Source organism: Rubrivivax sp. A210 (genome assembly GCF_904426505.1).
Lineage (GTDB): Bacteria > Pseudomonadota > Gammaproteobacteria > Burkholderiales > Burkholderiaceae_C > Rubrivivax.
In genome coordinates, this window is sequence record NZ_CAJGBN010000001.1 from 634995 (window position 1) to 659241 (window position 24247).

The following is a 24247-nucleotide window of genomic DNA, read 5'->3' on the forward strand; positions in this document are numbered from 1 at the left end:
TTTCAACGCACGCCGGCCGCTTTCATCGCCGCCCCCACAGGCCGGCCAGCAGGACGCGCCCTCGATGCCATCCCAAGAAGACCGCCGCCCCGCCTGAGCAAACAATTCGCGCGGGCCTTGCGGACGCTCGCACAAGCTTGTCCCTTCCGAAGCAGGCTCAATCTTCCTCTGGATTGTCGGTTGCGAGATCCGGGTCTTCGTCGCGTTCAATCCTGCGTTCGTGGTTCCCGAGCCGGATCGATAGCCGTGAGCCGGGCAGGCCAGCTGCAAGATCGAGCAGAAGCAGTCCTCTCCGCTGCGGATCGTTCGCAAGTGCCATCTCGAACGCCGATATTTCGTCTACCGGTGCTAATGAAGCGCAAAACTCCCTCGCCGCATTCCTGCAAGCAAGGCCTGGGTATTCCTCAGCGCAGGGCTCATTCCGGACGCCTCTGTCAGGACGAAGCCCAGCAACTTCGGCGCGCTTTCGCTCCGCCGGTGCTGCAGGCCAGAGCCAAACTGACCATCCACTTCCAGGATATGCCTGGCCAGCACGCTGGCCGCAATGGGAGGAACCGCATTGCCGATCTGCTGAATGACGCTGGCGCTGTTGCCTTGCCACTGATAGTGATCAGGAAAGGTCTGGATTCTTGCGCACTCGCGAATGGTGAGCGGGCGATGTTGGCGTGGATGTATGAACTCGCGGGATGCAGCGCCAGTGATTGTCAGTGACTGGAGGTTGCCGTGGAGACGCTTGATTCCTGAAGGTGCGCCCCCACGCTTCTCTGTCGGCGTTCCGTCGGCGACGCGCCGATTGGCGCGGCGTTTGAAGCTGTCGGGCCAAAGTCCGGGTGGAAGGTCTTTCATGGTCTGGCCGGGACCCAGCAACTCGATCTGGAACTTGCCGACAGGGTTCTCCCCTTGGAAGTGCTGGGTGACACCTGAACTCGCGTTTCCTCGTCGCATGACTTCATCGAAGGGCGTCTGCGGATCTACCGAGATGTAGGGCGAAATCCGAGACCTTTCGGATGCCGGAATGCCAAGGCCGGCTACGGCCTCATCCAGTGTCGGGGCCATGGGCAGACCGGAAGCCTTCCTTGCCTTGCCGCTGTCGTAAGAGTACATCTCGCGCGGAAAGTCGAAATCCACTCCCATTCGATTGCCGATGATCAACACGCGCTTCCGCGTCTGGGGCACTCCGTACGCCGCCAAGTTGACCTTTTGCAGCCGAACGGAGTAACCGAGGACAACGAACTCCTGCACGAGCGTTGCCAAATCTCGCCCGCAACCGGAAGTCAGCAGGCCTTCGACGTTCTCGAAGATGAACCAGCGCGGCGACAAGGCTTCGACGATGGCCAGGTAATTGAAAATGAGTCTGTTCCGAGGGTCCGACGCGTTGCGAGGACCGGCGGTGCTGAAGCCTTGGCACGGGGGCCCACCTATGACGATGAACAGTCGCTCGCCGCCGGCCAGCGCTTTGACCGAAGTTGGCCCGATCGTGCCCAGATCGACCTCGTGGCAGGGACTGCCGACGTTTGCCTCGTAAGTTCGACAGGCGTCGCCGTTGATCTCGGCTCCGAAGCGCGGCTTGAGACCGGCTTGCGAAAAGCCGAAAGAAAAGCCGCCCGCACCAGCGAACAGAGAGACGACAAGGTGGTCCACGCTCATACTGTATATGCTAACAGTGACACAGCCGCTCTGATGCGTGTCTTGCAGGCGAGTCTCGCGAACGGCAAGTGCCGCTCTTGGCACTGCGCGCGCCCGAGACTGGTACTACCGACTGAAGTTGATGCCCTACGCCTCCTGCCCCTCTTCCGCCCCGCCGGCCGAGCACTTCATGCACCTGATGGCGGGCAGCACGTATTTGGCGTACTCCTTGGGCCCGGAAAGCACGGTGGCGTCCACCACCGGGTTGCCGCGCACGAGGATGCGCGTGCCGACGAGGCCGACGCATTCCATCGCCTCTTCGAGCATCTGGCCCAGCACGGCCTGGTAGCCCGGGCAGGCCGGCCTGGTTGACGGCCACCATCACATCGGCAAAGGCGTCGCAACGGTCCTGCTTGTCGGGCCGCACAGGGATCTCGGGCGGCGTCGCCTGGGCCGCGGCGGGCCACGGCCAGGCCGTTGAAGAAGACCGTGCGGCGCGGGTCGAAGTCGATGCACACGACCTCGGGCTTGATGTCCGGGGCCGGCGGCGCGTGTACCGGCAGGTTCAGATTGACCGAGTTCATCTGGATGGGCTGTCTGCGCAACGAGATCGAGCGCTGGGCCCGCATCATCACGACGGCGCAGATCAAGGCCAAATGACAGCGGCCGCCGCGCCGCCCGGCCGGGCGGCGCGCGCTCACCACTTCATCTCGCCCTTGTTGACCTTGGCGCCGATCTCCAGCGCGATGCCCAGGCCGGCATCGGGATAGGCCTTCTTCATCGCGTCGATGAGCGCCACGCTGCCCGTGGCCTTGGGCAGTTCCTGCTCGTAGCGCGCCAGGTAGGCCTGGCTCCACGCAAGCTGCGAGGCGTCCTGCTTCTGGCCTGCCAGGCTGTGGCCCGGGATCACGGTGGCGGGCTGCAGCGCCGCCATCGTGGCCAGCTTGCCGGCCCAGTCGGCGCGCTCCTTCGGGCTTTGCGTATCGGCCGTCCACAGGTGCAGGCCGGCGAAGACGTTCACACCGCCGGCGATGGTCTTGATCGAGGGCATCCAGACATAGCTGCGCTGCGGCAGGCCGTCATCCAGGCCCTTGATCTCCAGCGTCTGGTCTTCCAGCGTGATCGTGGAGCCTGCCAGCAGCTCGGGCAGCGGCACGCTCTTCGGCGCGTTGGCGCCCATGCGCGGACCCCAGACCTGGAGCTTGGTCGCGAGCGTGGCCTCGATCTTCTTCAGCGTCGGGGCCGTGGCCACCACGCGGGCCTGCGGGAAATACTGCCGGATCACCTCGAGGCCGAAGTAGTAGTCGGGGTCGGCCTGGCTGATGTAGACGGTCTTCAGGGTCTTCTTGCTGTCCAGCACCATGGCGGCGATGCGCAGCGCATCGGCGCGCGTGAAGCCGGTGTCCAGCAGCACTGCATCGGTCTTGCCGGCCACCAGCACGGCGTTGGCGTGGAAGCTTGCAGCGTCGGCGTTGTAGACCTGCACCGTCAACGGTGGCGCCACCTCCTGCGCGGCTGCATTGCCGGCGGCGACACCCAACGCCAGCGCGGCGGGCAGGAAGGCCAGGGACCAGGGTTTGAAGATCGTCATCGGGGGCTCCATCGCAGAAATCTGCTTGCTGATGACGCCACTTTATTGAATCGATAGGGGAAGATAAACTTCGTCTATATCAATAGATTGTCAACTCTTTCGACAAGTCCCGTGGACCACCTGCAAGCGATCCGGTCCTTCGTCGAGATTGCCGACCAAGGCAGCCTCACCCGCGCCGCCGAGACGCTGGACCTGTCGCGCGCCATGGTCAGCCGCCACCTCGAAGGCCTGGAGCGCTGGCTGGGCACACGGCTGCTGCACCGCACCACGCGCCGCGTGAGCCTGAGCGAGGCCGGGCTCGAGGCCTTGCCCCGCCTGCGCCAGATGCTCGATCTGGCCGCCGATCTGCAGGCCCTGGCCGGCGCCCACCGCTCCGAGCCCACGGGCAAGCTGCGCATCACCACCAGCCTGTCGTTCGCCGTCTCCTGCCTCACGCAAGCGCTGGTGGACTTTCAGGCGCTGCACCCGCGCATAGCGCTCGAGCTGCTGACCGTGGATCGAGCCGTGGACCTGGTCGGCGAGCGCATAGACCTCGCCGTCCGCATCACCAACCGCCTGGACGATGGCGTCGTGGCGCGGCGGCTGGCGAGTTGCCGCTCGGTGCTGTGCGCCTCGCCGGCCTACCTCGCGCAGCACGGCCGGCCCGAGCGCCCCGAAGATCTGCGCGCCCACGCCTGCATCACGCATGCCTTCGGGGCCCGCGCCGAATACCGGCTGCGCCGCGAAGGCCGGCTTGCCGCCGTGGGCGTGAGCGGCCCGCTGTCGGGCAATGAGACCGCCGTGCTGCGGCAGGCCGCATTGGCGGGCGCCGGCATCGCGATGCTGCCCAGCTATTTCGTCGGCGACGATCTCCGGCACGGTGCGTTGGTGCGCCTGCTGCCCGAGCACGAACCCGAACCGCTGGGCATCCACGCCGTCTACCTGTCGCGCCAGCACCAGCCCCAGCCGCTGAAGCTGCTGATCGACTTTCTGGCCCAGCGCTTCGGCGGCGAGACCGCGCCCTGGGACAGGCCGCTGGCGGTGCCCGCGCCGCCGTGCGCCAAGGCCCGCAGCCCCCGCCGCTGAGCCCGCGCGGGCCGATCTCCAGCGCCCGTCCGTCGGGATTTTTTCCCGCCCGCACGGCGCGCTTTCCCTAGCCCCGCATGGCATGGAAGCGGCTTGTTCATCGCGCAAACTAGCGGCCCCCGCCCGCGCAGGAAGTTCACCCATGACCCCGCTCGCTGACCCGGCCTCGGCGCCGCTGCACGGCCCGCCCCGCGCCGCGGTGCCAGACCTCGATCTGGCGAGCCTGGTGATGCGCCGCGCCATGGTGGTCGCCCTCACCTGCCTGCTGGCGCTGCTGGTGCTGGGCGTGCTGAGCACCCGCACCGACACCCAGCGCGAGATGGAGGGCAGCCTGGACATCGCCCGCGCCAGCCAGGCCCTGGCCCGCCTGCGCGAGGCGCCGCTGGCCGACGGCCTGGGGCGGCTCCAGGCCATGCCGGGGCTGCGCCATCTGCAGATGGAACTGCGCGACGAATCCGGCCAGGTGGTGGTGCGCCTGGCCGACGAGGAGTCCAGCGCCTGGCTGGCCCGGCAATGGCGCCGCCTGTCGTCCTGGCTGGCCACGGCGCGGCCGGCCACCGAGCTGGCCTACGGCGTGCCGCTGCAAGACGGCCGCGTCTGGAGCGTGACGCTGACGGCCTCGCCCGACAGCGAGATCCTGGAATCGGCCTCCAACCTGGTGGGCCTTTTCCTGCTGATGGTGGCGAGTTGCGCCGCCATGCTGGCCGCGATGCGCTGGAGCGTGCGGCGCTCGCTGCGGCCACTGCGCACCCTGGTCGACGCCATCGCCGGTGTCGAGCGGCATGAGCTCACCGCCGTCGCCGCGCTGCCAGCCATGCCGATCCGCGAGCTCGAGGCCATCGCCCAGGCCCTGCGCCATCTGGCGGACGCCCAGGCGCGCAGCGAGGCGGCGCGCCAGGTGCTGGCGCACCGGCTGATGAGCCTGCAGGAGGACGAGCGCCAACGCCTGGCGCGCGACCTCCATGACGAGTTCGGCCAACGCCTCACGGCGCTGCGCGTCGATGCCAGCTGGCTGCAGCGTGCCGGCGGGCTGCAGATCAAGGCGCAGGCCATCGTTGCCGGCATGGGCTTGCAGATCAGCCTGATCCAGGACGATGTGCGGCGGCTGCTGGCCCGACTGCGCCCGCTGGGCGTCACCCCCGCCGGCGTGGACCAGCGGCCCCAGACCCTGGGCGGGCTCGCGGCCATGCTGGCCGAGCTGGCCGAAGGCTGGTCGGGCCGCGCCAGGGGACCGGTGATCACGCTGCACATCGCCGAGAGCGGCGGCCAGCAGGTGCTGGCCCAGGATCTGGCGCTGGGCCTGTACCGCATCACGCAGGAGGCGCTGACCAACGTCATGCGCCATGCCGACGCCCGCCGATGCGAGGTCGAGATCGCGCTGCGCGACGACGGCGGTCCCGGGCCGACGCTGGTCTGGCGCGTGGCCGACGACGGACGCGGCATCGCTGACCTGGAGGCCGCGCTGCGCCGCGGCACCGGCCTGGCGGGGCTGAAGGAACGGGTCTGGACGCTGGGAGGACGCTTCGAAGCGAGCTGCGGCGCCGACTGTCCCGGCACGGCACTGAACGCCGAGTTCCACCTCGGCGGCAGCGAGGCGGCATGAACGACAAGCCGATACGGGTGGGGCTGGTGGACGACCACGCCGTCGTGCGCGCCGGCTATCGGCGCTTTCTGGAGTTGGGCGGGATGGCGGTGGTGCTGGAAGCCGGCGACGCCGACACCGCCTATGCAGCGCTGGGGCGCGAAGACAGCCTGCCGGTGGACGTGCTCGTGGTTGACCTCGAGCTGCCCGGGCGCAGCGGCCTGGAATTCACGCGCCGTGTGCGCAGCCGCTGGCCCGAGGCCCGCATCCTGATGTTCACCATGCACGACGACAGCGGCACTGTCGCGCAATGCCTGCGCGCCGGCGCCGCCGGCTTCGTCACCAAGAGCAGCGACCCCGAGATCCTGGTCGAGGCGGTGCAGAAGGTCGCCCGCGGCCAGACCGCCCTGTCGCCCGATGTCGAGCGCCGCCTCGAGCAGGCCGGCCCGGCGCCGCATGCGGCCCTGGGCACGCGCGAATTCGATGTGCTCAATGCCCTGCTCGACGGCGACAGCGTCGAGGCCATCGCCCACCGCCTGCGCCTGAGCCCCAAGACGGTGGCCAACTACCAGACATCAATACGGCAGAAGCTCGGCGTTGCCACGGCCGTTGAACTGCTGCAGTACGCGCGCCACCACGGCCTGCGCCAGTGACGCGACAAAGAGGCCGGTTCAGGTCGGGAAGAAGTCCCGAGCGCCGCAGCGGCGATGCCGGTACAAAGCCGGCATGGGCGAATATCCGAACGTGCTGCGCGTGATGCTGGTCGACGACCATCCGGTCGTGAGGGCGGGTTACCGGCGGCTGCTGGAACTGGAATCCGACCTGCAGGTGGTGGCCGAGCATGGCGATGTCGACACGGCGCTCGAGGCCCTGGCGGACCTGCCGGCCGGCGGCCTGCAGGTCGTCGTCGTCGACCTCGCGATGCCGCGGCGCAGCGGGCTCGACCTGCTGCGCGAGGTGGGCCAGCGCCACCCCGCCATCCGCGTGCTGGTCTTCAGCATGCACGACAACGCGGCCATCGTGGCCGAGGCGCTGCGGCTGGGCGCGGCGGGCTTCGTCACCAAGGGCAGTGCGCCCGAGGAACTGGTGCAGTGCGTGCGCCGGGTGATGGCCGAACGTGCGCCCGTGCTGTCCAGCGACCTCGCCGCGCGCCATGTGCTGCAGCAGCACCGCGACGAGGAGCCGCTCACGCTCAAGGAGATGGAGGTGCTGCGCCTGCTGGCCGCCGGCGATTCCGTGCAGGCCATCGCCGAGGCGCTGCAACTGAGCCCCAAGACGGTTTCCAACTACCAGACCGTGCTCAAGCACAAGCTGGGTGCCGGCACCGCCATCGAGCTGCTGCGCCATGCACGCGAGCGCGGCTACGTGGCCTGAGGCCCCCCCTGCGCGCCGGGTCGGGAGCATTTCCCTGGCCTGCCCGCAAGGCCCTGGCTAGAGTCTGCTTCGGGCCGCCCTGGCCCGCTTCATCAGACCTCGCGCAAACCGGACATTGCCGAGGGTTCTCCAAGGGGGTGGCCGCGCAAGCGACCACCCCTGCTTTTTTGGTGGCGGTCAGAAGCTGTACTTCAGGCCCACCGAGAAGCTGCGCGGCGCGCCCGGCGCGTAGAACGTGGCGTGGCGCAGCGGCCGGTCGCCATTGGCATCGGCGGCAAAGGGCCGGCTCTGGAAGTTGCCGGCGTCGTCAAAGCCCGTGGGGCCGAGCTGGGCCGCGCTGCTGTAGTTGCGGTCCAGCGCATTGTTGATCTGCACGAACAGCTTCAGCCCCTTGGTCGGCTTCCAGGCGGCATTGAGGTTGAGCACCGAATAGCCGGCGCTGTGGCCCTCGCCCAGGTAGAACACGCCATCGCTCTGATGGTGGCCGTTCTCGTTGCCGCGCGCCAGCGTGCGGCCGACGGCGTTGACATCGGCGCCGAAGGACCAGGCATCGCCGATGTCGATGTCGGCATAGAGCTTGAGCATCTGGCGCGGCACCAGCGGGATGCGGTCGCCGGGGTGGATGTCTATCGTTCCCTCCACGCCCGGGAAGCCGTCCTCGGCAGACTCGTTGCTGCTGTTGGACGAGCCGTTGACAACCTCGGCACTGCGGTAGGTGGCCTGCAGCCAGGTGTAATTGGCGCCCACCGTGACGCCCTTGGCGGGCTGCAGGCTCAGGCCCAGTTCGATGCCCTGGCGCCGCGTCTTGCCGAAGTTCTTGAAGTAGCCGAAGCCCGAAGCGTTGTCGGCCACGAAGAGCAGGTCGTCCTTGTTGTCGGAGCGGAAGAAGCCCAGGCTCCACGCGAACTGCCCCGCACTGCCGCCGCGCACGCCGGCCTCGAAGGTGGTGGTCACCACCTGCTGCAGCGGCGGGTCGCCGGCAAAGGAATTGGGCAGCTTGCAGGGGTTGGCCGGGTCGGCGCAGCCCAGCTCGATGGACGAGGGGTCGCGGCTGCCCTGGCTGATGCCGGCCCAGGCATTGATGCCGGCCATCGGCGTGAAGGTCAGGCCCAGGGCCGGGTTGAAGCGGCTGAAGCTGTGGTCGCCATCCAGCGAGCCGGCGCCACCGCCCGGTGTGATGGCATCGCGGTTGCGCACCGAGCTGTGGTTGTAGCGGCCCGAGAGCGTGAGGTGGGTGCCCGGCGCGACGTTGAGGATGGTGCTGCCGAACAGGCTGTAGATGCGCGTGCGCCCGCTGAGGTCGACGCGCGTGTCGTAGGGCTCGCCGTCGGCCACGCCGCCATTGACGCCGTCACCGATGGCGCCCACGCCGGTGATGGAGCGGTCGGCGTTCACGTAGCCCAGCTCCGACCCCTGGATGAAATGGCTGCGGCTGAAGTCCAGCGCCACACCGAGCAGCGACTTGCTGTCCATGCCCAGCAGCTTGCCGTCGAAGTTGAGCTGGCCGCTGAGGCCGTAGTGGCTCTGGTTGGTGGAAGTCTGGTTGATCACGCCCGTACACTTTTCGGCCGGCTCGTCCAGCAGCAGGGCGTTGGCGATGCAGCGCCACTTGGGGAAAGGCGTGTTGGCCGGGCTCTCACCCGCGGTCGGAAAGCCGGTGTAGCCGGCGTCGGTGAGTGCCAGGATCTCGTCCGCATTGGGCTGGTAGAGCGCCTGGTCGAGAGAATCGTCGTTGAGGTCACCGTTGTAGGTGCGGGTCTTGATGCGGCGGTAATAGGCATTGCCGGTCAGCGTCCAGTGCTCGCTGAGGCCCTGCGACAGCGCCAGGTTGAGCAGGAAGGCCCGGTTCTTCGTGTTGTCGGGCTTGGTGTAGACGCTGGCGTAGTCGCGCTCCAGCAGGTGCTGAACCTGCATGCCGTTGCCGTTCAGGTCGGTATCGGCCACCGAGGCCGTGAGCGTGAGATCGGTGTCGCCGCTGCGGCGGCCGAGCTTGGCGAAGAGCTGGTTCATGTCTGACTTCGAATCATCGCGCCAGCCCTTCTCGTGGAACTTGTTGCCGGTGACGAACCAATGCAATTCGCCGCTGCGGCCGCCATGCTCGAACTCGACCGCGGCGCGCCCGTGCGAGCCGGCCTGCACCTGCACCGAACTGCCCGGATTCTTGCGTCCGTCCTTGGTCTGCACCACCAGCGCGCCGCCCAGGGTGTTGAGGCCGAACAGCGGGTTGGAGCCCGGATTCAGCGCCATCGAGGCAATGGCCGACTTGGGCACCAGGTCCCAGCTCACCACGTCGCCGAAGGGCTGGTTCATGCGCACGCCGTCGACGTAGAGCGACAGGCCCTGCTGCGTGCCCAGCAAGGGCGATGCCGTGAAGCCGCGGAAGTTGACATCCGGCTGGAAGGGGTTGTTCTGCACCTCGTTGATGAACACGCTGCCCAGGCGCCGGTTCATGAAGCTGGTGAGGTCCAGGGCCTGCGAGCGTTCGATGTCGGCGGCGCGGGCGCCCTGCACATTGGCGGGGATGCGCTCGCGCGGCACGTCCACGCCCGACAGCGGCGAGACGCCGAAGATCTCGACGGTCTGCGACTGCACCTGGGCCTGGGCCCAGGCCGGTGCCAGCGCGGCGGTGGCTGCGATGCTGGCCAGGGCGAGAGGATGAAGGCACCGGGGGGCATTCTTTCGGGACGGCATGAGGGGTCTCCTGTTTGTTCTGGTGGACTGCTTGAACGTGGCGCACCGCGGGTGGCGCGGAGCGCGACGCTAGCGAAGCCGTGACCCGGCCGTCTCGGGAAATCTTCCCGACATGCGCAGCGGCGCCGCTGCCACGACGTCGCCATCAGGGCTTACGCGGAGTACGGCCTGGATCGGGAGCTTTTCCCTGGCCTGCGAAGGCCTCCCTGGCGATGCTGGCAGCCTTCATTTCAGCCGGAGACAGCATGACGACCCGCCCCGCCCGACCCGCCCTGTGGTGTACGTTCGCGGCCTTGGTGCTCGCCGCCCACGCAGCACCGGCCGCAGCCCAGGGCACGGCCTATGTGACGAGCGAGAAGGATGCCGCCGTCACGCTGATCGACACCGCCACGCTGGCCGTCAAGGGCACGATCGCCACCTGCCAGCGCGGCCGCCACGTCCAGCGCCTGCCCGACGGCCTGGTGATCCTGGCCTGCACCGAGTCAGGCCTGGCCGATGTCATCGATCCGCGCAGCGGCAAGTCGGTGCGCCGCATTCCGCTGGGCGAGGAACCGGAGGCCTTCGACGTCTCGCCCGATGGCAAGACCATCTACGTCTCCAACGAGGACGCGGGCGCCGCCAGCTTCGTGGACGCCGCCACCGGCAAGGTGCTCAAGAGCGTCAAGGTGGGTCAGGAGCCCGAAGGGGTGAAGGTCAGCGCCGACGGCAAGACGCTTTACGTGACCTCCGAGGTTGCCAACACGGTACACGTCATCGACGTGGCCAAGGCCCAGGTGGTGAAAAACGTCAAGGTCGGCAAGCGGCCGCGGCGCATGGCCCTCACGCCCGACGGCAAGGAACTGTGGGTGACGAGCGAACTCGACGCCAGCGTCAGCGTGATCTCGACTGCCGACCACAGCGTGGCTGCCGTGCTGCGCTTCCAGCTCAAGGGCGTGCGCGCCGCCGACATCACGCCGGTGGGCATCACGATGACGGGCGATGGCAAGCGCGCCTTCGTCTCGCTGGGCAAGGCCAACCACGTTGCCTTCGTCGACGTGCCCGGCCGCAAGGTCGTCAATGCGGTGCTGGTGGGCAAGCGACCCTGGAACGTCACGCTCGACAAGGCCGAGCAGCGCCTGTGGGTGGTCAACGGCCTCAGCGACGACGTCACTGTCGTCGACATCGCCGCCGCCAAGGCCGTCAAGAGCATCCCGGTGGGCCGGGTGCCCTACGGGCTGGTTCTCGTCGATTGAAGCGCGCGTTCGGCGCAGATCGTTCGCCGCCCTGGCCTTGCGCCTCAAGCATCGGCCAAGCCGGCAGCGCCGCCAGAAGCTACGCTCTGGCCGATGCACCTTCTGCTGATCGAAGACGACCTGGACCTCGGCGCCTCGCTGCAGCAGGCGCTGCGCGGTACCGGCTTCAGCAGCGAGTGGCTGCGCACGGCCGCTGACGCGCAGCGCTTCGTGGCCGCCGGCGGCCACGACTGCGTGCTGTTGGACCTGAGCCTGCCCGATGGCCACGGCCTGACGCTGTTGCGCCAGTGGCGGCGCGAGGGCATGACGCTGCCCCTGATCGTCATCACCGCCAGCGACGCGCTGGCCGACCGCCTGGCCGGCCTGGACGAAGGCGCCGATGACTTCCTGGTCAAGCCCTTTGCGGTCGAGGAACTGGTCTCGCGCGTGCGCGCCGTGACGCGCCGTGCCGCGCAACAGGCGGCCTCGCTGTGGACCGTGGGCACGCTGGCCCTGGACATGCGCTCGCGCCTGTGCACCGTGGACGGCGCGCTGGTGGGCCTCTCGCCGCGCGAGTTCGACATCCTGGCCGCGCTGGCACGGGCCGGCGGCGCCGTGGTGCCCAAGCACCGGCTGGCCCAGGCCCTGGCCCCGCTCTGCGAGCCGCTGGACTTCAACGCCATCGAGGTGCATGTGCATAACCTGCGGCGCAAGGTCGGCACGGCGCGCGTGAAGACCGTGCGCGGCGTGGGTTATCTGCTGGCCGGCGCCGGCACATGAAGGCCGCGCCACCGCTGCAGCGCCGCGTGATGCTGACCATGATCAGCGTCATCGTCGCGCTGTTCGTGCTCATCTTCGGCGTCATCACCTATGGCGCGCTCAAGCGCGGATCGGGCGATCTCGACCGCGCCTTCCTGACCAGCGCGCAAAGCCTGGCGCGGTCGCTCGAAGGCATGTCCAGCGACGAAGGCGTGCAGTCCACGTCACGCCTGTTCCAATCCATGATTGCCGACCAGACCCAGGCCGACCCACGCGGTGAGCCCCCCATCGAACTGCGCGTGGCGCGCCGCGATGGCGGCCTGCATGTGCCGCCACTGCTGGCCGGCGACATCGATCCCCTGATGCTGGCCGACGGTGTCTCGCAGCAGGTGCAGCGCGGCCTGCCCCTGCGCACCTACACCGCTACCGGCACGCGCTGGAAGGTCAGCATCGTGGACGACAGCGAGCGCCGCCAGCGCTGGGTATTGCGCGACGTGGCGCGCGATCTGCTGGGCTACATGCTGTTGTCGTTGCCCATCATCCTGCTGCCGGTGTGGCTGGCGCTGCGCGCGGCGCTGGCCCCGTTGCGCCGCCTGTCGGACAGCGTGGCGGTGCGCGCGCCCGACGACATGAGCCCCTTGCAGCTGGACAAGCCTTACCGCGAACTGCTGCCGCTGCAGGCGGCACTGAACCGGCTGTTCGAGCGCGTGGCTGCCAGCCTGGCGCACGAGAAGGCCTTCGTACACGATGCCGCCCACGAGTTGCGCACGCCGCTGGCCGTGATCAGCACCCAGGCCCATGTGCTGCAGACCGCCGACGGCCCGGCGCGCGTTGACGCCGCGCGCCGCCTGCAGGGCGCGGTGGCACGCGCCTCGCACCTGACGCAGCAGCTGCTTCGCCTGGCCCAGGCCGATGCGCTGGCGCTGGCGCCGCGCGAGACGGTGGACGTGATGAACATCGCCCGCGACACCCTGGCCGGCTTTGCCGAACAGGCGGCGGCCCAGGGCAGCGAGCTATCGCTGGCCGGCCCCGACAGCGCCGTGTTGGCCACCGACCCGCGCGCATTGCGCTCGATGCTGGGCAATCTGGTGGACAACGCGCTGCGCTACGGCGGCGCGGGTGTGGCGGTGAGCGTGGGCTTCGAGATCGGGCCGCGCGACTGGGTGCTGCGCGTGGTAGATGACGGCCCCGGCATTCCGGTCGAACACCGCCAGCAGGCGTTCGAGCGCTTCTGGCGCGGCCAGGCCGCAGACCAGCGCGGCGCCGGCCTCGGCCTGGCCATTGTGCGCGAGGCGGCGCTGTCGCTGGGCGGCCAGGTCAGCGTGCAGGGCGGCCCTGGCAGCCGCGGCTGCGCCTTCGCCGTGAGCCTGCCACGACACTGAGCCGCCACCTTCAGCAAGGCCCAAGCTGAGTGGCGCCAGCATGGCGGCCCTTGCCACGAACAAAGCCTCTTCATGCTGTTCCATCGCCCCCGAAACCACCTCGCCCTGGGCGCCCTGGCCCTGGCCTGGAGCCCCGCCGCACGGGCCCAGGAAGCACCAGCATCGCCGTCGCCCCAGACCGTCGAGATCCAGGGCCAGCGCGTGCGCAATGCAGCCGGCAAGCAGACGCTGACGCGTGAGGAGCTGTCGCGCATCCCCGGCAGCTCGGGCGACCCCATGAAGGCCTTGATGGCCCTGCCAGGCCTCACCACCACTGACGACGGCAGCGCTGCGCCGGCCGTGCGCGGCGCCAGGCCCGAGGACAACGCCTACTACGTCGACTTCCTGCCCGTGGGCTACCTGTTCCACATCGGCGGCTTCGCCAGCACCTTCAACCCGGAGCTGATTCGCCGCTTCGACCTCGCCAGCGCCGCCTGGAGCCCCGAGTACGGCGATGTGGTCGGCGCCGTGTTCGACATCTCGATGCGCAACCCGCGCAGCGACCGCATCGGCGGCAAGCTCGACTTCAGCCTGCTGGGCGCCGGCGTGCTGGTGGAAGGGCCGATCAACGACCGCCTGTCCTTCTTCGTCGCCGGCCGGCGCAGCTGGTTCGACCTGCTGGCCCGCAAGGCCGAGGACAAGGAAGAAGGCGTGACCTACACCATGCCCGTGTTCCACGACACGCAGGGTCGCCTGCTGTGGACCCTGAACCCCGACCACCGCCTGCGCCTGGACCTCAGCACCGCCGGCGACCGCATCGCCTTCACCGCCGGGCCCGACGCCAAGGCCGCGCAGCGCGAGCCCGTGCTGGTGGGCAGCAGCAGCTCGCGCCAGGCCTACGGCAACCTGGCGCTCAGCTGGGAAGGGGACTTCGGCCGCAGGGCCAGCCACCAGCTCGCCGTGGGCCAGATGCACACGCACGACTTCGCCCGCATCGGCAGCGCCGGCTTCTTCGACGCCACCGTGACGACGAACTATGTGCGCGAGCAACTGCGCCTGGATTGGTCGCGCGAACACGCCACCACGCTGGGTGGCAGCATCAACAGCCGGCTGGTCGAATTGGACCTGGACTTCCAGGATCCGCGCTGCACCGAATTCGACCCCAATTGCGACTACACCAGCGCTGGCCGCGTGCGCTCGCTGCAGAAGGTGCGCCAGGACCAGACGGATGCCTATGCCAACCACCGCTGGCGCCTGGCACCCACTTGGACGGCAACCGGCGGCCTGCGCCTCGGCCGCGACCACTACTTGAGGCAGGACTTCGCCGAGCCGCGCCTGGGCCTTGAGTGGCAGTTGTCGCCGCGCACGATGGCGTCGCTGGGCTGGGGCCGCCACAACCAGCCGCCGGCCATCGAGCAGGGCTTGCGCGACATCGGCAACCCGGCGCTGCAGCACCTGCGCAGCACCCAGCGCGTGCTGGGCCTGACGCAGACGCTGGACGACGGCTGGTCGTGGCGCGCCGAGATCTATGCCAAGAGCTTCGAGGGCTATGCCGTCAGCGACCCGCTGCTGAACTACCGCACCGGCGGCAGCGGCAGCTCGACGGGCTTCGAGCTGCTGGTCAAGAAGGAGGCCACGCGCACGCTTTCGGGCTTCCTGTCGCTCAGCATGGCGCGAGCGCGGCGGCGCAACGACATCACGGGCGAGAGCTTCCGCTTCGGCTACGAGCAGCCGGTGATCGCGTCGCTGGTCGGCCAGTACAAGCCATCCGACACCTGGGTCTGGGGCGCCAAATGGAGCTACCACACGGGTTCGCCCTACACGCCGGTGGTGGACACCGGCTTCTACCCCGACGGCCGCGTCAAGCCCATCTACGGCGCCATCAACTCGCAACGCGTGCCGGCCTACCATCGCCTGGACCTGAGGCTGGACCGCAAGGTAACGCCGCATTTCACGCAGTACTTCGAGCTGATCAACGCCTACGCCCGCAAGAACGTCTCGGGCTACAGCTACAGCCCCGACTACAAGAGCCGCGACGAGGTCTACCAGATGCCGGTGCTGCTGTCGGTGGGCCTGCAATACAGCTTTTGAACGCGGCGCGGGTCGGGACCAGCGCCAGCCGTCACTTGCAGGAGGCATACTGGCTTCAGATGAACCAGGGCCCGCCATGATCGACACGCAAACCTTCAGGCTCAAGGACTACGAGTTGATCTGCAGTGCCGTGGCCCGCGACAACGGCTGCTTCGAACCCGTGCTGGTCATCGCCAAGCAGGCCTGGCCCAGCCGCCCGCGCATGATCGCCGTGCGCTGCGGCGCCCACCCCTCGGCCGCCGTCGCCATCGAGTCGGCCCACGCCCAGGGGCTGGAATGGGTGGCCAACTTCGGTTGAGCGGCGGGGCCCGGCAAGCGCGGCGGGCTCTGCCGGCGCATGCCGGAGAGAAAAAATGCACTGCCGGGTACACAAGCTGAACTGATTGAGTCAAAACATCGACAATCAGGTTCATGCCCGTACACCGAACTTCCACCCGCCCCGCCCCGCCCGCCCCGCCCGCCAGAGCCAAGCCTGCAGGACTGCGCGAGCGCATGCTGCAGGTGCGCCACGAAGCCATCATCGACACCGTGAACCGCCTGCTCGCCGAGCGCGGCTACGACATGATGACGGTCGACGAGGTGGCGGCCGATGTCGGCATCGCCAAGGCCAGCCTCTACAAGCACTTCGCCTCCAAGGAGGCGCTGGCCGCGGCAGCGATGAAGCGCGTGCAGGAACGCGCGCTGGCGCAGATGGATGCGTTGCAGGCCCGGCCCGAAGCCCGTGCCGTCGAGCATCTGCGCGGCATCGTGCGCTGGGCGCTGCAGACGCAGAGCGACGGCCAGATGCCGTCGCTGCCTTCGCAAAACTCGGCGCTGCGCAACGTGCTGACTGCGGACAAGGACTACATGGACCTGCTGATGCAGGTGTCCGACCGCCTGGGCGCGTGGATCTTGCAGGCGCAGCGCGACGGCGACATCGACGCCGAACTGCCGCCGGAGCTGGTGCTGTTCACCATCTTTGCGCGGGCCTGCGATCCTGTGCTGCCGGCACTCAAGGCCGCCGGCCATGCGCCGGAGCAGGTCATCGACTGGGTGCTGCGCACCTGCTTCTCGGGCCTGGCCGGCCCGGGCGCGGCCAGCGCGCCACGCGCCGCCACTGGTGGAAAGGGCCGCAGCGGGAAAAAATAGACCAAAAAGATTGAAATGTGAACTGATCGGTATAGAATTCAGGCATGCAAGTTCACATCAAAGTCTTCCCGGGGGTGCGGCAGGCGCCCAGGGCCACAAGATGAAGCGCGTCGCCGTCATCGGCTCCGGCATCTCCGGCCTCGCCGCAGCGCGCTCGCTGCAGCGCGATGCCGGTCTGCGTGTCACGCTGTTCGAGAGCGAGGCGCGCTTCGGCGGCCACGCGAACACGGTGGATGTGACCCTGCCCGACGCCCAGGGCCGGCCGGTGAGCCACGGCGTCGACACCGGCTTCCTGGTCTACAACGAGCGAACCTACCCGCGCCTGATTGCGCTGTTTGCCGAGTTGGGGGTGGCCACGGCAGCATCGGACATGTCGTTCTCGGTGCAGGCGCCACGCGGCCTGGATGGCCGCTCGAGGCGGCTCGAGTGGAACGGCAGCACGCTGGACACCGTGTTCGCGCAGCGCCGCAACATCGCCTCGCCGCGCTTTCTGTGGATGCTGCGCGAGGTGCTGCGCTTCAATGCACTGGCCACGCGCCTGGCCGCGGCTGGCAACGACGCCGCACTCACCGAGCCGCTGGCCGCCTTCCTGGAGCGCCACCGCTTCGGCGCCGCCTTCGCCGAAGGCTATCTGCTGCCGATGATCGCCTGCATCTGGTCCTGCCCGCTGGAGCAGATGCTGCGCTTCCCGGTGGCCACGCTCATCCGCTTCTGCCACAACCACGGCCTGCTGCAGGTGAATGACCGGCCGCAGTGGCGCACGGTGGCCGGCGGCTCGCGCCTGTATGTACAGGCCATGCTGCGCGACATTGCCGATGCGCGCTGCGCCACGCCGGTGCGGCGCCTGCTGCGGCATGCCAGCGGCGTGGACGTGTATACCGACCACGGCCCCGAGCGCTTCGACGCCCTGGTGCTGGCCTGCCACGCACCGCAGGCCCTGGCCCTGCTGGGTGCCGACGCCATGCCCCAGGAGCGCACGCTGCTGTCCCGCTTTCGCACCCAGCCCAATGTCGCCGTGCTGCACACCGACACCCAGCTGATGCCGCAGGCGCGCAAGGCCTGGGCGGCCTGGAATTTCGAGCGCGCGGCCGACGCGGGTTCGGCCCGGTCGCCGGTCTGCCTGCACTACTGGATCAACGCCCTGCAGCCCCTGCCCTTTGCCCAGCCGGTGATCGTGTCGCTGAATCCGGTGCGCGAGCCGCGGCCCGGCCGCGTGCTGGCGCGGCTGGACTATGCCCACCCGGTGTTCGACAGCCAGGCCATCCATGCCCAGGGCAAGCTGGCCGGCATCCAGGGCCTGCGCCGCACCTGGTTCTGCGGCGCCTGGACCGGCTACGGCTTTCACGAGGACGGCCTGAAGTCAGGCCTGGCCACGGCCGGCCAGCTTGCCGCCGTCCTGGCCGGCGAGCCCGCGCTGCAGGAAGCGGCGTGATGTCGCATTCTGCGGGGGCGGCCAAGCCGGCCCTGGCCCAGCTGGCCTGGGGCCAGGTGCGCCATGTGCGCCACCGGCCGGCGGCCCATGCCTTTGCCTATCCCACGGCCTTTCTGCTGCTGCCCATGCGCGCGCTGGCGACACAGGCCAACCCGGCGCTGGCGCGCAACCGCGCCGCGCTGCTGAGTTTTCGCGATGCCGACCACGGCGACGGCGGGCCCGATGCGCTGGCCTGGGTCGAGGCCTTGCTGGCGCAGCACGGAATCGCCGACGTCGATGGCGAGATCTGGCTGCAGACCTTTCCGCGCGTGGCCGGCTTCGTCTTCAAGCCGGTGAGCTTCTGGTACTGCCTGGCCGCCGACGGCCGCCTGCGTGCCGTGGTGGCCGAGGTCAACAACACCTTCGGCGAGCGCCACTGCTATGTGCTGGACGACCCCAGCCTGGCCTGGGGCGCCACGGTAGAGGCCAGCAAGGTCTTCCATGTCTCGCCCTTCTGCGAGGTCAAGGGGCGCTACCGCTTCCGCTTTGCGCGCACCGCCGACCGCGTCGTCGCGCGGGTCGAGCTCGATGACAACGAGGGCCCCCTGCTCATCACCAGCGTCAGCGGCCACACCGAGCCGCTGACCAAGGCCCGCGTGCGCGCCACGCTGCTGCGCATGCCGCTGCTCACGCTGGCCATCGTCGCCCGCATCCAGTGGCAGGCGCTGCAGCTGTGGCTCAAGCGCGTGCCCTGGTTCCGCAAGCCGCCTTACCCGGCCACTGCCAGCCAAGCCCAAGCACCCCAACCCTTGCCGGAAGCCAAAGCCCGATGAGCGATCCCGCCACCGCCTTCGCCCCCGCCTACACGCGTGGCACGCCCGCAGCCGCGGCGCCGTCGCGCGCCGAGCGCGTGGTGACCGACCTGCTGCGCCGCATGCAAGGCGACGCGCTCGAACTGCGCACGCCGGCACGCCACTACCACTTCGGCCACGGCGCCACCCCGGCCGCGGTGCTGCTGGTACACGACGAGGTCATGTTCGCCCGTGTGCTGAGCAGCGGCGACATTGGCTTTGCCGAGGCCTACATCGAAGGCCAGTGGACGACGCCCGACCTGCGCGCCCTGCTGGCCGTGGTGATGCGCCAGCGCGCGGTGCTCGAGCGCGCCGTCTACGGCAGCTTCTGGGGTTCGCTGCTGCACCGCCTGACCCACTTCGCGCGGCGCAACACGCGCGCCGGCAGCCGCCGCAACATCCACGCCCACTACGACCTCGGCAACGCCTTCTACGCGCAGTGGCTGGACGAGACCATGAACTACAGCAGCGCCTGGTTCGACGGCGGCGCCACGCAGAGCCTGGCCCAGGCCCAGCACCGCAAGGTGGCGCGCACGCTGGACCAGGCCGGTGTCGCCGCCGGCAGCCGCGTGCTGGAGATCGGTTGCGGCTGGGGTGCTGTGGCCGAGGCCGCGGCCCGTCGTGGCGCCCACCTCACGGGCGTGACCCTGTCCACCGAACAGCTGGAATGGGCGCAGGCCCGGCTCGCCAAGGCCGGCCTCGCCGAGCGCGCCGACCTGCGCCTGCAGGATTACCGCGACCTCGCGGCCGAGGGCCAGCGCTACGACGCCATCGTCTCGGTGGAGATGTTCGAGGCCGTGGGCCGCGCCTACTGGCCCAGCTACTTCCAGACTCTGCGCGACTGCCTGGCGCCCGGCGGCCGCGCCTGCGTTCAAAGCATCGTCGTGCGCGACGATCTCTTCGAGCGCTATGCGCGCTCCACCGATTTCATCCAGCAGTACATCTTCCCCGGCGGCATGCTGCCCAGTTGCCGCGTCTTCCGCGAGCAGGCGGCGCGCGCCGGCCTGGTGGTGAGGCATGAGTTGGCCTTCGGCGCCGACTACGCCACCACGCTGCACCGCTGGCGCGAGGCCTTCCAGGCGCGCCAGGCCGAGATTGCCCCGCTGGGCTTCGATGAGCGCTTCATGCGGCTGTGGGATTTCTACCTCGCCTACTGCGAGGCCGCCTTCGAGACCGGGCAGACCAGCGTCGTGCAGTTCACGCTCGAGCATGCGCCCTGACATCCTGCCCTGGCGCCTGGCGACGGCCGGCGCCGCGCTGCTGGCAGGGCTTGCTGCGGCTCCAGCGCCGGCCGCCGAAGCCGCCATGGCCCCGCAGGCTGGCGCAGCCGGAGACTGGCCGGTGCGCGGCCAGGCGACCATGCGCTACTTCGGCCTCGCCATCTACGAGGCCACGCTGTCGTCGCCCGCTGCCGTGTCGCCCGAGACCTGGGCCACGCAGCCGCTGGCGCTGAGCCTGGTCTACCAGCGCAAGCTCAGCGGCCGGGCCATCGCCGAGCGCTCGCTGCAGGAGATGAAGCGCGGCGGCGCCGTGGACGAGGCGCAGGCCGCGGGCTGGCTGGCCTTCATGAAGACGGCCTTCCCCGATGTGCAGCCGGGTGACCGCCTGGTCGGCCACTGGTGGCCGGCCGAGGGCCGGGTGAGCTTCCTGGCCCAGGGCGGCGCCACGCACGAACGCATCGACGCCGAATTCGGCCGCCGCTTCTTCGGCATCTGGCTCGCGCCCCACACCTCCGAGCCCGCCCTGCGTGTACGCCTTCTGGGGCTGCCTTGAAGCCCGCCAAGCCAGCCATGCCAGGCCCCGGCCTGGCGCGTCCGCTGCGCTACGGCCTGCTGGGCATGCCGCTGGCCTTTGCTGCGCTGCCGCTGTACGTGCAATGGCCCGCCCATGCCACCAGCCACTGGGGCCTGCCGCTGGCCGGACTGGGCCTGCTGCTGCTGGCGGTGCGCCTGGCCGATGCGCTGGTCGACCCGCTGGCAGGCCGCTGGGCCGACGCCGCCTTCACCCGCGCACCGCGCCAGGCCTGGATCCTGGCCGGTGGCGCCACGGCGCTGATGGTGGCCGGCGTGGCCGCGCTCTTCCTGGCGCCGGCGCCGGGTGGCGCAGCGTCGCCGCTCACCTGGTGGTGGGCCGCCGGCCTGCTGGCCATCACCTCCTGGGCCTACAGCGTGGCGCTGGTGGTCCACCAGGCCTGGGCGGCGCGGCTGGGCGGCGACGCCTCGGCCCAGGCGCGCTGGGTGGGTACACGCGAGGGCTGCGCGCTGGCCGGCGTGGTGCTTGCCAGCGTGCTGCCGGCCTGGCTGGGCTGGCCGGCCACGGCGGGCTTGCTGGCCGCGCTGGCGTTGCTGGCCTGGCTGGCGCTGGGCCGGGTGTTGCCGATGGCGGGCGGCGCCGCACCGGAGCCATCCCTTCACGCCGCGGCGCCAGCGCCTGCCGGCCCCAGCCCCTGGCGCCAGCCGGCCTTTCGCGCGCTGCTGGCTGTCTATGCCCTCAATGCCCTGGCCAGCGCGGTGCCGGCCACGCTGGTGCTGTTCTTCGTGCGCGACGTGCTGCAGGCCGATGCGCGCACGGCCGGCGCGCTGCTGGGCCTCTACTTCATCGCAGCCGCCCTGGCCGTGCCGCTGTGGGTGTACGTGGTCGACCGCCACGGCCTGCTCGCCGTCTGGGCCGCGGGCATGGCGCTGGCCATCGCCAGCTTCGCCGGTGCGGGGCTGCTCGGTGCCGGCGACGTGCCGGCCTTTGCGGCGGTGTGTACCGCATCGGGCCTGGCCCTGGGCGCCGACCTGGTGGCCGCGCCCACGCTGCTGGCGCAGTTGCACCAGCGCCAGGCGCAAGCGTCGGCGCGCGCCGACCAGGGCCTGTGGTTCGGCTGGTGGGCGCTGGTGGGCAAGCTCATGCTGGCATTGGCCGCGGGGCTGGCGCTGCCACTGGTGCAGGCGCTGGGCTACCAGCCGGGCCAGCGCCAGCCCGATTCTGCAGCCGCACTGGCCATGGCCTATGCCTGGCTGCCCTGCTTGATCAAGGCCGCCGCGCTGGCCGCGCTCATCGCCTGGCGCCGGCTGCTGTCCCCATCATCCACGGCTGCGTTTGCGCGCGCCGCAACCCAGGCCCTGCCATGACCACCCCGCTCACACGCCGCCACCTGCTGGGCCTTGCGCCCGCCCTGCCCTTGGGTCTGGCTGGCCTGACGGGCTGCGCCGGCCCCGAGATCAACCAGTACGCGTCCGAGAAGCCTGCGCTGGATCTGCGCCGCTACTTCGACGGCCTGGTCACGGCGCACGGCATGTTCAGCGACCGCTCGGGCGCTGTAAGGCGCCGCTTCACGGTGGCCATGCAGTGCAGCTGGCAGGGCGACGAGGGCGTGCTCGACGAGCAGTTCAGCTACAGCGACGGCGAACGCCAGCGCCGCGTCTGGCGGCTGCGCCACCTGGGCCAGGGCGCCTACACCGGCCGCGCCGACGACGTGGTCGGCGAGGCTCGCGGCCAGACCGCGGGCAATGCCTTCCGCTGGGGCTATACGCTGCGCCTGCCGGTCGACGGCCGTACCTGGGACGTGAGCTTCGACGACTGGATGTTCCTGATCGACGAGCGCGTGATGCTCAACCGCGCCACGATGTCCAAGTTCGGGCTGCGCCTGGGCGAGGTGCAGCTGGTCTTCAACAAGGCGGGCTGAGGCGATGGCACTCAACCCGCGCATCGACACCTGGGCTGGCCGCCTGGCCTGGATCGTCGGCGCCTCCACCGGCATAGGCCGCGCCACCGCGCTGGCCCTGCACCGCCGCGGCGCACGCGTAGCTGTCTCGGCGCGCGACGCCGATGCGCTGCAACGCCTGGCGCGCGGCTGCCCGGGCATGGTGGTGCTGCCGCTGGACGTGAGCGACCGCGAGGCCGTGGCCGCGGCCAGCCGCGAGCTCATCGCAAATCAGGGCCTGCCCGACCTGGCCTTTGCCTGCGCCGGCCACTACCTGCCGCAGCGCGCCACCGCCTTCTCGCTGGCCGAGATGAAGCGCCACATGGACATCAACTACGGCGGCCCGCTGCACCTGCTGGACGTGCTGCTGCCCGACATGCTGGCCGCCGGCCGCGGCCACCTGAGCCTGATGGGCAGCGTGGCCGCCTACCGCGGCCTGCCGCAGGCCCTGGCCTACGGGCCCACCAAGGCGGCGCTCAACAACCTGGCCGAGGTGCTCTACCTCGATCTCCACGAACGCGGCCTGGGCGTGTCCATCGTCAACCCGGGCTTCGTGCAGACGCCGCTGACGGCGCAGAACCGCTTCCCCATGCCGGCGCTGATGACGCCCGAGGCGGCGGCCGAGGCCATCGTCGGCGGCTGGTCGGCGGGCCGCTTCGAGATCCACTTTCCACGCCGCTTCACCTGGGGGCTCAAGGCCTTGCAGCACCTGCCCCACGGCCTGTATTTCGCCGCGGTGCGGCGGGCAACGGGGCTGTAGTGGACGCACAAACCTTGCAAGACGCTCGCGTCCGGCGCGTCATCGCCGCCTATGCCCTGCTCAGCCCGGCGACGCTGGAAGACGTCGAGGCCCTCTATGCCGCGGATGCCCGCTTCAAGGACCCCTTCAACGAGGTGCAGGGCCGCACCGCGGTTCGCGCCATCTTCGAGCACATGTTCCGCCAGGTCACCGCGCCGCGCTTCGTCTTCCACGAGGCCGTGGCGCAGGGCGACATCGCCTTCCTGAGCTGGACCCTGCACTACCGCAGCTCGGCCCGCGCGGCCGACGAGCACGCCATCCGCGGCAGCACCGAACTGCGCTTCGATGCACAAGGCCTGGTGGCCTGGCACCGCGACTACTGGGACGCGGCCGAAGAGCTGTACGAGAAGCTGCCGCTGCTGGGCGCGCTGATGCGTGCGCTCAAGCGGCGGCTGCGGGCCTGAACCTCAGCGATGAAAGCCACGATGCACACCCGCAGTCCCCGCCCTTTCCATCACCGGCGCAGCCGCTTCCTTGCCTGCGGGGCCGTGGCGCTGGCAGCCTTCTCCAGCCACGCCGCCGAGCCCTTGGGCTCGCTCGATGTCGAAGGCTATATGGGCACCTGGCATCAGGTGGCGCACTACCCCAACTTCTTCCAGCGCCAATGCGTCCGCGACACCCGCGCCAGCTACCGCCTGATCGGCCCCGAGGCCATAGAAGTCACCAACCGCTGCACCACTGCCGAGGGCAAGGAAGAAAGCGTGGTCGGCCTGGCGCGGCCGCGCGGCGCCACGGTGCAGGTCGGCCGCCTGGCGCCGGCCGCGCTGGAGGTGAGCTTCCTGCCTGGCTGGCTGCGCTGGCTGCCGGTGGGCTGGGGCCGCTATGACCTGATCTCGCTGTCCGACGACGGCCGCGTGGCCATCGTCAGCGAGCCGTCGAAGAACTACCTTTGGGTGCTCTCGCGCGACAAGGCACTCGGCGATGAGCGCTGGCAGGCCGTGACGACCTTTCTCGGGCAGGCCGGCTTCGATCTGGCAAGGCTGCAGCGCGATCCCGTGAGCCCCTGACGTCCCTGG

At 69.8% G+C, this 24247-nt stretch carries 24 protein-coding genes; 20 read left to right on the forward strand and 4 right to left on the reverse strand.

All coding sequences use genetic code 11. The features are described 5' to 3' along the window. Window positions 1-348: 348 nt before the first annotated feature. Complete coding sequence (locus tag JMV16_RS02800; RefSeq protein WP_201492612.1) at window positions 349-1641, reverse strand: DNA cytosine methyltransferase; 1293 nt, start codon at window positions 1639-1641, stop codon at window positions 349-351. Between the two features lie 132 nt (window positions 1642-1773). Beyond that, a complete protein-coding gene (locus tag JMV16_RS02805; protein WP_201492613.1) occupies window positions 1774-1965 on the reverse strand; it encodes a hypothetical protein in 192 nt (63 codons plus the stop codon). 138 nt (window positions 1966-2103) lie between these two features. Here JMV16_RS02805 and JMV16_RS02810 point away from each other — a divergent pair, with 138 nt between their 5' ends. Further along, window positions 2104-2286, forward strand: coding sequence for a hypothetical protein (locus JMV16_RS02810; protein ID WP_201492614.1), 183 nt, complete (start codon window positions 2104-2106; stop codon window positions 2284-2286). Between the two features lie 37 nt (window positions 2287-2323). On the opposite strand, the gene JMV16_RS02815 is transcribed toward JMV16_RS02810, so the two are convergent. Further along, window positions 2324-3217 (reverse strand): MBL fold metallo-hydrolase, encoded by an 894-nt coding sequence (locus tag JMV16_RS02815; RefSeq protein WP_201492615.1) that lies wholly within the window; start codon window positions 3215-3217, stop codon window positions 2324-2326. Window positions 3218-3328: 111 nt separating this feature from the next. On the opposite strand from JMV16_RS02815, the gene JMV16_RS02820 reads away from it, so the two are divergent. From JMV16_RS02820 to JMV16_RS02835, 4 genes are all read left to right on the forward strand, one after another. Continuing rightward, a complete protein-coding gene (locus JMV16_RS02820) occupies window positions 3329-4282 on the forward strand; it encodes a LysR family transcriptional regulator (protein WP_201492616.1) in 954 nt (317 codons plus the stop codon). 142 nt (window positions 4283-4424) lie between these two features. Continuing rightward, on the forward strand, window positions 4425-5885 hold the full coding sequence (locus tag JMV16_RS02825; RefSeq protein ID WP_201492617.1) for a sensor histidine kinase: 1461 nt from the start codon (window positions 4425-4427) through the stop codon (window positions 5883-5885). Next, complete coding sequence (locus JMV16_RS02830) at window positions 5882-6517, forward strand: response regulator transcription factor (protein ID WP_201492618.1); 636 nt, start codon at window positions 5882-5884, stop codon at window positions 6515-6517. Before JMV16_RS02825 ends, JMV16_RS02830 begins: the two co-directional genes overlap by 4 nt. 73 nt (window positions 6518-6590) lie before the next feature. Continuing rightward, complete coding sequence (locus JMV16_RS02835; protein ID WP_201492619.1) at window positions 6591-7238, forward strand: response regulator transcription factor; 648 nt, start codon at window positions 6591-6593, stop codon at window positions 7236-7238. Window positions 7239-7415: 177 nt separating this feature from the next. On the opposite strand, the gene JMV16_RS02840 is transcribed toward JMV16_RS02835, so the two are convergent. After that, a complete protein-coding gene (locus JMV16_RS02840; RefSeq protein ID WP_201492620.1) occupies window positions 7416-9929 on the reverse strand; it encodes a TonB-dependent receptor in 2514 nt (837 codons plus the stop codon). A gap of 245 nt (window positions 9930-10174) precedes the next feature. Between JMV16_RS02840 and JMV16_RS02845 the strand changes: the two genes are divergently transcribed. The 15 genes from JMV16_RS02845 (at window position 10175) to JMV16_RS02915 (ending at window position 24238) form a co-directional block, all read left to right on the forward strand. Further along, on the forward strand, window positions 10175-11161 hold the full coding sequence (locus JMV16_RS02845; protein ID WP_201492621.1) for a PQQ-dependent catabolism-associated beta-propeller protein: 987 nt from the start codon (window positions 10175-10177) through the stop codon (window positions 11159-11161). Window positions 11162-11254: 93 nt separating this feature from the next. Continuing rightward, the gene (locus JMV16_RS02850) at window positions 11255-11920 is read left to right on the forward strand and encodes a response regulator (RefSeq protein WP_201492622.1); all 666 of its coding nucleotides are present in this window, start codon (window positions 11255-11257) and stop codon (window positions 11918-11920) included. Further along, a complete protein-coding gene (locus tag JMV16_RS02855) occupies window positions 11917-13281 on the forward strand; it encodes a sensor histidine kinase (protein ID WP_201492623.1) in 1365 nt (454 codons plus the stop codon). The genes JMV16_RS02850 and JMV16_RS02855 overlap by 4 nt, the downstream gene beginning before the upstream one ends. A 72-nt stretch (window positions 13282-13353) precedes the next feature. Beyond that, window positions 13354-15351: a TonB-dependent receptor plug domain-containing protein gene (locus tag JMV16_RS02860; RefSeq protein WP_201492624.1), complete on the forward strand. Its 1998-nt coding sequence runs from the start codon at window positions 13354-13356 to the stop codon at window positions 15349-15351. Between the two features lie 76 nt (window positions 15352-15427). Then, complete coding sequence (locus JMV16_RS02865; protein WP_201492625.1) at window positions 15428-15649, forward strand: hypothetical protein; 222 nt, start codon at window positions 15428-15430, stop codon at window positions 15647-15649. 194 nt (window positions 15650-15843) lie between these two features. Then, window positions 15844-16479, forward strand: a complete 636-nt coding sequence (locus JMV16_RS02870; RefSeq protein ID WP_201492626.1) for a TetR/AcrR family transcriptional regulator — start codon at window positions 15844-15846, stop codon at window positions 16477-16479. A 100-nt stretch (window positions 16480-16579) separates the two neighbouring features. Next, window positions 16580-17911 carry an NAD(P)/FAD-dependent oxidoreductase gene (locus JMV16_RS02875; protein ID WP_201492627.1) on the forward strand — a complete coding sequence of 444 codons (1332 nt, stop codon included), beginning with the start codon at window positions 16580-16582 and terminating at the stop codon, window positions 17909-17911. Next, complete coding sequence (locus JMV16_RS02880) at window positions 17911-18723, forward strand: DUF1365 domain-containing protein (protein WP_201492628.1); 813 nt, start codon at window positions 17911-17913, stop codon at window positions 18721-18723. Before JMV16_RS02875 ends, JMV16_RS02880 begins: the two co-directional genes overlap by 1 nt. Next, window positions 18720-19961: an SAM-dependent methyltransferase gene (locus JMV16_RS02885; RefSeq protein WP_201492629.1), complete on the forward strand. Its 1242-nt coding sequence runs from the start codon at window positions 18720-18722 to the stop codon at window positions 19959-19961. Before JMV16_RS02880 ends, JMV16_RS02885 begins: the two co-directional genes overlap by 4 nt. Further along, window positions 19951-20514: a chalcone isomerase family protein gene (locus tag JMV16_RS02890; RefSeq protein WP_201492630.1), complete on the forward strand. Its 564-nt coding sequence runs from the start codon at window positions 19951-19953 to the stop codon at window positions 20512-20514. The genes JMV16_RS02885 and JMV16_RS02890 overlap by 11 nt, the downstream gene beginning before the upstream one ends. A 17-nt stretch (window positions 20515-20531) precedes the next feature. Beyond that, window positions 20532-21860: an MFS transporter gene (locus tag JMV16_RS02895; protein WP_201492631.1), complete on the forward strand. Its 1329-nt coding sequence runs from the start codon at window positions 20532-20534 to the stop codon at window positions 21858-21860. Next, window positions 21857-22414, forward strand: coding sequence for a DUF3833 domain-containing protein (locus tag JMV16_RS02900; protein ID WP_201492632.1), 558 nt, complete (start codon window positions 21857-21859; stop codon window positions 22412-22414). The genes JMV16_RS02895 and JMV16_RS02900 overlap by 4 nt, the downstream gene beginning before the upstream one ends. Before the next feature lie 4 nt (window positions 22415-22418). Next, window positions 22419-23192, forward strand: a complete 774-nt coding sequence (locus JMV16_RS02905) for an SDR family NAD(P)-dependent oxidoreductase (protein ID WP_201492633.1) — start codon at window positions 22419-22421, stop codon at window positions 23190-23192. A gap of 14 nt (window positions 23193-23206) precedes the next feature. Beyond that, window positions 23207-23635, forward strand: a complete 429-nt coding sequence (locus tag JMV16_RS02910) for a nuclear transport factor 2 family protein (protein ID WP_236580320.1) — start codon at window positions 23207-23209, stop codon at window positions 23633-23635. A gap of 21 nt (window positions 23636-23656) precedes the next feature. Continuing rightward, a complete protein-coding gene (locus tag JMV16_RS02915) occupies window positions 23657-24238 on the forward strand; it encodes a lipocalin family protein (protein WP_201492635.1) in 582 nt (193 codons plus the stop codon). Window positions 24239-24247: the final 9 nt, after the last annotated feature.